This window comes from Photobacterium sp. DNB22_13_2 (assembly GCF_052873915.1).
Map to the genome: position 1 here is coordinate 506,237 of NZ_JBNNXU010000002.1, position 7,985 is coordinate 514,221.

The window sequence follows — 7,985 nt, forward strand, 5'->3', positions numbered from 1 at the left end:
TTTATTGAGCCATTTCGTACTGAAGGTGCATCTGATTATGTGCCTCCAGCTTTTCTAATGCTGCGGATTTAGCAGGCATGGCAATTGCTGTCCCATGGTTTTCTACCGCACAAGCAGCATAAGCACCGGCATACATTGCGGCATCATATAATGATTTACCTTCTGCCAAGGCGGCAACTAATGAACCATTAAACGCATCGCCAGCTCCCGTAGTATCTATAGCATTGGCAGGGAATCGAGGGATATGCATTACCCGATTATTTTCAGAGAGAAGCGCCCCCAAACTACCCAGTGTTACAATAACGGACTCCACACCAAATTCGTGTAAAATTTTTGCAGCTTTAGACGCTGAATCAACATCATCGACGTCAATCCCGGTTAATAAGGTCGCTTCTGTTGCATTCGGGGTAATTAAGTTTATCTTGGCAAACAGATCCCGCGGAACGTCCTGGTAAGGGGCTGGGTTGACGACAGTATAAACACCAGAAAGGTACGCGCTACTAATCAAAGAATCTAAAGCATCAATATTATTCTCTAATTGAGTCAATAATATATCACTTGCTTCAATCACAGGGAGACACCGGTTAACCTCTTGATCAGTCACATCAAGGTTAGCCCCAGGGTTTACAGCAATCATGTTCTCAGCATTCCCTTCTGCCACATAGATAAGTGCAAGACCCGTTGATTTAGTCTCTGAGAAAAATAATGTATGGACGTCAATGTTTACCTCTTTCAGGTAATTTTTAGCAATCTTTCCATAATCATCGTTGCCCACCTTACCAATAAAATGTACTCGAGCACCGGAATAAGAAGCTGCAACAGCCTGATTAATCCCTTTCCCGCCCGGCCCTGTTGCACTATCTTTCGCTATCAATGATTCTCCAGGCACTGGAAAGCGTGGAACATTTGCAACCACATCAACATTGTAGGAACCAAATACACAAATACGTTTTGCTCTTTGTTGGCTCATAAGTAATTTCCTTATAATCAAAACATTATGCGCTAGCTTTAAGCTGCTGACCCATCACATCCCATGCTTGAGTGAGGTCATTGCTTAGTCCGAATAGTCCAGTTGAGCCCATGACCAAAACTTCAGCTCCTGAACAGAGCAAATCATTGTACGTATTTTGGTTGCAGGAGCCATCCACTTCAATTAGGTAGTTATATTTGTTTGTGAGCTTCCAGTCTTTTAACGTACTGATTTTCTGTAGTGTTTCTGGGATAAATGGCTGACCAGCGAAACCTGGATCTACTGTCATTACCGTGATTTTATCCAAACTACTAACATAGTGTTGAATTGTCTCTACCGGTGTCGCTGGGTTAATGACGATACCAACCTTACAACCCAATGACTTAATTTTATTAATTAATCTAAACGCTTTTGAATTAATAGTTTCAGCATGGAGTGAAATATAATCAGCGCCACTTTCAGCTAGCTCTTCAATATATTGTTCTGGTTTTTCAACCATTAAGTGAACATCAATAGGCAACGTTGCAAATGGTTTAATTTGCTTTACGAAGTACGGTGATAACGTAATGTTTGGCACATAGTGGCCATCCATAATGTCAACGTGGTAGAAGTCTGCAAGAGGGTTGAGAAAAGCAAGTTGTTCCTCGAGTTTCATCAAATTCATACACATTAGTGATGGTGCAATTTTAATATCCATAATAGAGTCCGTTATTATCCTTGGGTAATAGTCTGTGATGTATTTTTAGGCTTAAGTTTTTGTTTGATTTTGGGGCCATACTTGGCTTTGGCGAATCGGTAAATCAATACCGATAACAAGGCTATCCCCCACATGGCTAAACTAAAGTGTTGGCTTACACCCATTAAATTAAGACCGGTTGAAATCACTTGGAGGGTGACGAGAGCTAACACCACATCAAATACTTTACCGAAACCACCAAAGGGATCAGTTCCTCCTAAAATGACAGCAAGTACTGTCAACAATAGATACGATTCACCATAACCCATTCGAGCAGAATTAAATCGAGCCATCATGACAAGGCCCGCCAAGACACAAAGAAGGTTACTGATCACATAGATATACATTGTCACTTTGTGCGTATTTATCCCACTAAAGTACGTCGCATTTATATTACTTCCGTACATATAGACGTATTTTCCATAATGCGTCCTTTCAAGAAATAAATAGAGCGCTGCAGCTGCAGCCAAAAACAGAAGTAACGAGACTGGGACTCCGAAAATCGAACTATGCCCAATAAACAATATTGTTGATGGCATATTACTTATCGCAGCACCATGAGTGAGCCAAATACCCAAACCGTTCACTGTTGTCATCACGGCAAGCGTTACAAGTATCGGGTGAATGCCAATTTTCGACACGAAAAAGCCTGTCAGAGCACCGATAGCAATAGCTATCATAAAGGCCCCAGCTAACGCGATGACTAACCAAACTAATTGAAGGGCAACACCTGCGTCTGTTGGCATCAGGTTGACGAACAACCATGCCATGAAAATCGCGGTAATATTAGATGTTGCGATAATGGCAAGATTAAGTCCTCCGCTAAGGATAGCAATAAACATCCCAAGCGTAAGTAAGCCAAGCTCAGGCAATTGGTACGCCATACTACTGAAAGTGACTGCAGTCAAAAATTGACCGGGGATCATTATTGAAAAGATGACAAAGACCATGACAAGGAGCCCTATCAGACTAATTGTCGTCTCACTCAGTTTATTCATATTTAATTTCATGCGATTAGACTCCCTTAGCTAAACCCAACATTGGTTTCACGTCGTTTGCCGTAATGGGTAATAGTTATTGCTGCAATAATGACTAGACCAACAGCGACATCAGAAAAGTAATTTGATACGCCAATAATATTGAGCCCGTTGTTCAACATCCCTACAAGGAAAACACCAAGGAGCGTACCCCAAACAGTTCCTTTACCACCGGACAGGCTTGCCCCACCAAGTACAACAGCTGCCAATACGTTTAACTCACTGCCCACAAGTGCATTCGGAACGACTTCCCCCATACGGTATACCTGCACCAATCCACCGATCGCAGCCATTGCACCGCAGAAACCGTAGGCTAGTAGATGGATGCCTCCAACTTTAATACCAATTCGACGTGCTGACTCCATATCCCCGCCAGCAGCATAAATCTTTCTGCCTAGTGACGTTTTTGAAAGAATGAACCACGTTGTTACAGCCAACACGATCAAGACTGCTAAAGGTAAGCCAACAATATACTCCTGTCCGCCGATACTAAATGGCAAGACCCGGTAAAACTCAAATATCCAATCTGGCAGGTCGTAGAGGCTGCGACCATTTGTCGACCACATAAGAAGACCAAATAGCACCGACTGCATACTAATAGTCACGATTATTGATATGATTTTGAAGTAATAAACTAGGACCGCATTCAATACACCAAACCCTACCCCTAATAACACACAGAAAAGGATAGCAACGCTGGCACTATCAATACCTAAAGACATCACAAAAGTGGCGATCATATATTGTGTGACGGATGCCACTGCAGCAAAAGAAATATCAATACCGCCTGTAATAAGGACGACAAATAAACCTAATGCAAATATACCTGTTACCGAATAGCTTTCCGCTAAGTCAAGAAAATTTCGTATCGTCAAGAAGTTTTCACTTTGTACGGAGAAGAAAAAAATCAAGGCAGCAATAACAATGACTAGCCACCCTTCAACCGATTTTGGTGCGAATCTTGATAAATTAGGCATTTATTTTCTCCTGCAATTCTTGAGCATCAATCTCAGCAGTTCGATAGCAATCGACAATTTGACCCCTGTCAAAATGAAGCACGGTATCGCAGTTGTAATATACTTCAGGGACTTCATCCGAAATCAAAATAACAGCGACGTTCTGTTCTGACAATTTAGAAATTAGCTCATAAATACTGTCTTTTGCCCCAACATCAACCCCGACCGTTGGCGAGTCCAAAATAAGTATTTTGGGTTGGGTCAAGATCCATTTAGCGAGCACCACTTTTTGTTGATTACCACCTGAAAGTGATGATATCGGTAATGATGGATCAGAAACCTTAACACCAAGATCATTTATCCAGCGGTCAACAGTTGATCGCCATTTTTCATCATCAATAAAACCAGCTTTGGTTTTTAGCTTATCCATTACAGAAAGCACTGTATTCTCATTTACGGACTGCTCTAGCACTAGGCCAAGGGTAAGCCTATCTTCAGACACATATCCAACACCATTATTGATGGCATCCTGGTGGTCCTTAAACTGGGTTCTTTTACCTTCAATATAAATAGAGCCCTTGTCAGGTTTTGTAATACCAAACAGAGATAAAGCTAACTCGGTACGTCCAGAACCTAACAGGCCACACAAGCCAAGCACTTGCCCTTGCTTTAGTGAAAAGCTGATGTCGTCGTATTGCCCCTTTCTACTTAGGCCTTCCAATCGAAGTATCTCTGGCGTGTCATCACTCACATTAGAATGACGAATGGCATGCTTTATCCTAAGCCCTGTCATGAGCTCAACTAGCCTGTCCGATGTCATGTCAGTTGCATCGTAAGCCCCCACCATAATGCCATCTTTAATGACAGCAACCCTGTCACTCACTTCCATAACCTCATCGAGTTTATGGCTGACAAAAACGACAGCAATCCCCTTTGCCTTGAGCTTATTAACTGTGAGCAATAACTGATTGACCTCAGTTCGAGTTAATGATGCTGTAGGCTCATCCATAATGACCAACTTGGCATCTGAAACTAAAGCTCGGCAAATAGCAACTTGTTGACGTTGGGCTATTGGCAGGTTCTCTACCATATCATCAAGATCTAAAGAGAAATTAAACTCATCTATTATCTTTTTGGCCGTTTTATTTATTACTTTTTTATCAACTAGCGAAAAATTGGAATCAAGATGTATAGAAAAGGCAATATTTTCACCAATAGATAAGTTAGGAAATAATGATAAGTCCTGATATATAACTTGTATTCCTAATTCCCTAGCTTTACTTGGTGTGATGTTTTTAATTTGATTTCCATCTATTTCAATAATTGAACCATCATCCGGTTCATGAACACCACAAATAACTTTAATAAGAGTACTTTTACCTGAACCATTGGTACCTGCAAGACAAAGCACTTCACCATATTTCAATTGAAAGTCGACATTATCTAACGCTTTATGGCCACTAAAACTTTTTGTTAGGCTTTTTACGTTAATAAAGTGACCACCAATGTTTTCTTTCAACATTGCTGACATATATATAACCTGAACTTTGAGATATTAACCCGCCATAATTGATATGGCGGATATACAGGGAGATTACAGACCTAACTTCACAAGACGAGGAATGTTTTCTTTATCAAGCGGCTCCAACTTATCACCATACAAGTTATTATTGGAGATCTTAATAGGGCCTAAACCTTCGATTGTCATCCCCTCTTCAAAACTATCGCCACTGACAGTCATTTCAGCTACTCGAACAAACACTTCACCAGCAGTCATCGGGTTCCAGATAAACCCACCTTTAAGGTTGCCATTATTAACAAGACGTTGACCCTGGCTAGCACTAAACGGCCCTAACACACAGGCTTGATCTTTTTTACCCTGTCGCTGTACAACACGTGCCGCCCCGATAGGACCTTGAGAGCCAAACCCAATAATGCCTTTCATGTCTGGGTGCTTACTAAATAGATCATTCGTTGTACGCATTGAATCGTCTACTGATTCAGCAACACCGAATACATCAGCCACCATTTCCATCTCTGGGTAATTTGCCTCAAGATAATCAATCGTCGCCGTTGACCAAGCCATATGAAGTGGAACCGTTAAGCCACCAACATAAATGGCATATTTACCCTCTCCATTCATACATTGAGCCAGCTCTTTAGCGTAAGTTTCACCATAGATCGTGGCGTCAGCAAGCTCAAAATTCCAATCAGCAAAGTTTTGGTCTGGAGACTCATGAACAATAACTTTTATACCTTGTTCTTGAGCTTTTTTCAGCACGGGCTCAAGTACAGTCGGATCGTTGGGAACAACACCGATGACATCAACCCGCTGAGCAATCAAATCTTCAATCGCCCTTACCTGTAGCGCTGGATCAGCCGCTGTTGGCCCAATCATCCAAGCGTCAATTCCACGTTTTTCTGCTTCAGATTTAATTCCCTCTTCCATCGCAGTAAACCAAGGGATGCCGCCAATTTTAACTACGACCCCCATCCTCAGCGTATCTGCAGTCGCAGCGCTCGATGCAAGAGCAATGGTTGAGGCAATAAGTGCAGATGTAAGTTTGTTCAGCTTCATTTGTAGGTCCCTTTCTAGTTATTGGCGGCTATAACGCTATCCTGTTTAATCCACCATAGTTACATTGTTCCACGCCAACTCCTGGAGAAGTTCATAATCCGGAGTGAAGCCAAGAACAGCATGATCAATTTTGTTAAAACCGACGGTGCAATATTCTCCTTCCACCTGGTACTTTGATTCGTCTGCAAGTAGAAACACTTCCTTGCTTATACTTATCATTGCTCTTTTTATTTCAGATGTGGCCATTGAGTTATCTTTAAGACCATCTTCAAGGCTAAAGCTGTCACAGGAGATAAACAGTTTATCTGCTTTAAATTCAGAAAGTGACACCTCAACTAAGCGCCCCATAAATGCCCCATGTTCTGGCTGGTACTCTCCCCCCAAACACACTGTTCTAATTGAGCTCTTGCAGGCCAATACCTGAACAATTTCGAGCGAGTTCGTCAGTACTGTCATTTCAATATCTGGCAACTGTCTGGCCAAAAACCATGATGTCGAACCGCCATCCAGTACAATGAGGTCATGCTTTCTAATAAATGGAAGGCACCGTTTTGCCAAAGACATTTTCTGCTTTACATTTTTGTTCTTCTTGTCACTAAATAACGGGGCTTCAACTTCTGGGTTCGCTAAGGTTTTAGAGTCGGAATGCATTGATCCATTATTGGATAACACCCTATTAATAAAAATTGCTCCACCGTATGTACGTGAAAGTACTCTACGTTCAACCAACACATTGATGTCTCGTCTGGCTGTTTCCTTTGAAACAGCAAACTCTGATACCAACTCCGCTACAGTAACCGAGCCTTTTTGCTCCGCTAGTTGTGCTACACGCTCAATTCGGACCTGCTGAAGCATTCGTGTCCTCCCTCTATGTCCATATACTAGTGATGTGAAAATTATTTGTATGAGTAGCCAATCAAAATTAAATTCACGTTGATTAAATGCGATACAGTTTGTGACGTACTCAACCATATTGATAAACTCAGCGATATACTTTCACAGTATTCCGTTTCGCCCATGTCTTCACTGAAGATAATGTGAAGTCGCGCGTGGAGGTTTGTGGGAAACGGGCACAAAGACACATGACTGGTGATGCCCGATGTTGGCTGATGTGTTGGTTTCATTTAACAGCAAGGCGATATTTCGCTGTTAATCGTCATTTTTCTCTGCTATTGGGACAAATGGGAGAAGTTGAATGCTTCATGTCATCCGGCTTCTCCTAAGTACCTTTCTACTCTTACAGGCAAATTCAGCAATTCACTTTGGATATTTTCAACTAGGAACTGTGAGTGCCAAAAAAACATACAAACAATACAAGGAGAGTCATATGTTCAAGAAAGGATTGTTGGCAGTCATCGTAAGTTTGGCATCATCATCATGATGAACTTAAGCATTGGGCTAGTTACCCCACCAGTTGGGACTGCACTTTTATGCCGGATGTGCGGTGGGGAACGTCAGTATGACTCAGGTAAGTCGTGGACTGCTGCCATTCTGACTGACTATGATTGCGGTATTGATGGCAGTAACTCACATTCCAGCTCTATCTCTTTGGTTACCATCTATGCTGTAGGACTTAAAGAAGACATTTGAACGAAAAAAAGCCCCAGCATTTCTGCTGAGGCTTTCTTATGTAGATGGTGCCCCGGGCCGGACTTGAACCGGCACAACGCGAACGTCGAGGGATTTTAAATCCCTTGTGTCTACCAAT

The 7,985-nt window shown here is 42.0% G+C and carries 8 protein-coding genes; 1 reads left to right on the top strand and 7 read right to left on the bottom strand.

Annotation, left to right across the window (positions count from 1 at the left end; all coding sequences use genetic code 11):
• Window position 1: 1 nt before the first annotated feature.
• From ACVA58_RS05480 to ACVA58_RS05510, 7 genes are all read right to left on the bottom strand, one after another.
• On the bottom strand, window positions 2-970 hold the full coding sequence (locus ACVA58_RS05480; RefSeq protein ID WP_446509420.1) for a ribokinase: 969 nt from the start codon (window positions 968-970) through the stop codon (window positions 2-4).
• Between the two features lie 25 nt (window positions 971-995).
• Complete coding sequence (gene alsE / locus ACVA58_RS05485) at window positions 996-1,667, bottom strand: D-allulose 6-phosphate 3-epimerase (RefSeq protein ID WP_446509421.1); 672 nt, start codon at window positions 1,665-1,667, stop codon at window positions 996-998.
• A 14-nt stretch (window positions 1,668-1,681) separates the two neighbouring features.
• Complete coding sequence (locus ACVA58_RS05490) at window positions 1,682-2,716, bottom strand: ABC transporter permease (protein WP_446509422.1); 1,035 nt, start codon at window positions 2,714-2,716, stop codon at window positions 1,682-1,684.
• A 14-nt stretch (window positions 2,717-2,730) separates the two neighbouring features.
• Complete coding sequence (locus ACVA58_RS05495) at window positions 2,731-3,720, bottom strand: ABC transporter permease (RefSeq protein WP_446509423.1); 990 nt, start codon at window positions 3,718-3,720, stop codon at window positions 2,731-2,733.
• Window positions 3,713-5,230, bottom strand: a complete 1,518-nt coding sequence (locus tag ACVA58_RS05500) for a sugar ABC transporter ATP-binding protein (protein WP_446509424.1) — start codon at window positions 5,228-5,230, stop codon at window positions 3,713-3,715. The genes ACVA58_RS05495 and ACVA58_RS05500 overlap by 8 nt, the downstream gene beginning before the upstream one ends.
• A 63-nt stretch (window positions 5,231-5,293) precedes the next feature.
• Window positions 5,294-6,277, bottom strand: coding sequence for a substrate-binding domain-containing protein (locus tag ACVA58_RS05505; RefSeq protein WP_446509425.1), 984 nt, complete (start codon window positions 6,275-6,277; stop codon window positions 5,294-5,296).
• A gap of 45 nt (window positions 6,278-6,322) precedes the next feature.
• A complete protein-coding gene (locus ACVA58_RS05510; RefSeq protein ID WP_446509426.1) occupies window positions 6,323-7,132 on the bottom strand; it encodes a DeoR/GlpR family DNA-binding transcription regulator in 810 nt (269 codons plus the stop codon).
• Window positions 7,133-7,654: 522 nt separating this feature from the next.
• Here ACVA58_RS05510 and ACVA58_RS05515 point away from each other — a divergent pair.
• Window positions 7,655-7,867, top strand: a complete 213-nt coding sequence (locus ACVA58_RS05515) for a hypothetical protein (RefSeq protein WP_446509427.1) — start codon at window positions 7,655-7,657, stop codon at window positions 7,865-7,867.
• The last annotated feature ends 118 nt before the right edge of the window (window positions 7,868-7,985 follow it).

Excerpts from the sequence above, each read along its gene's own strand:
- ACVA58_RS05480 (WP_446509420.1), bottom strand. The coding sequence starts at position 970 with ATGAGCCAACAAAGAGCAAAACGTATTTGTGTATTTGGTTCCTACAAT.
- alsE (WP_446509421.1), bottom strand. The coding sequence starts at position 1,667 with ATGGATATTAAAATTGCACCATCACTAATGTGTATGAATTTGATGAAA.
- ACVA58_RS05490 (WP_446509422.1), bottom strand. The coding sequence starts at position 2,716 with ATGAAATTAAATATGAATAAACTGAGTGAGACGACAATTAGTCTGATA.
- ACVA58_RS05495 (WP_446509423.1), bottom strand. The coding sequence starts at position 3,720 with ATGCCTAATTTATCAAGATTCGCACCAAAATCGGTTGAAGGGTGGCTA.
- ACVA58_RS05500 (WP_446509424.1), bottom strand. The coding sequence starts at position 5,230 with ATGTCAGCAATGTTGAAAGAAAACATTGGTGGTCACTTTATTAACGTA.
- ACVA58_RS05505 (WP_446509425.1), bottom strand. The coding sequence starts at position 6,277 with ATGAAGCTGAACAAACTTACATCTGCACTTATTGCCTCAACCATTGCT.
- ACVA58_RS05510 (WP_446509426.1), bottom strand. The coding sequence starts at position 7,132 with ATGCTTCAGCAGGTCCGAATTGAGCGTGTAGCACAACTAGCGGAGCAA.
- ACVA58_RS05515 (WP_446509427.1), top strand. The coding sequence starts at position 7,655 with ATGATGAACTTAAGCATTGGGCTAGTTACCCCACCAGTTGGGACTGCA.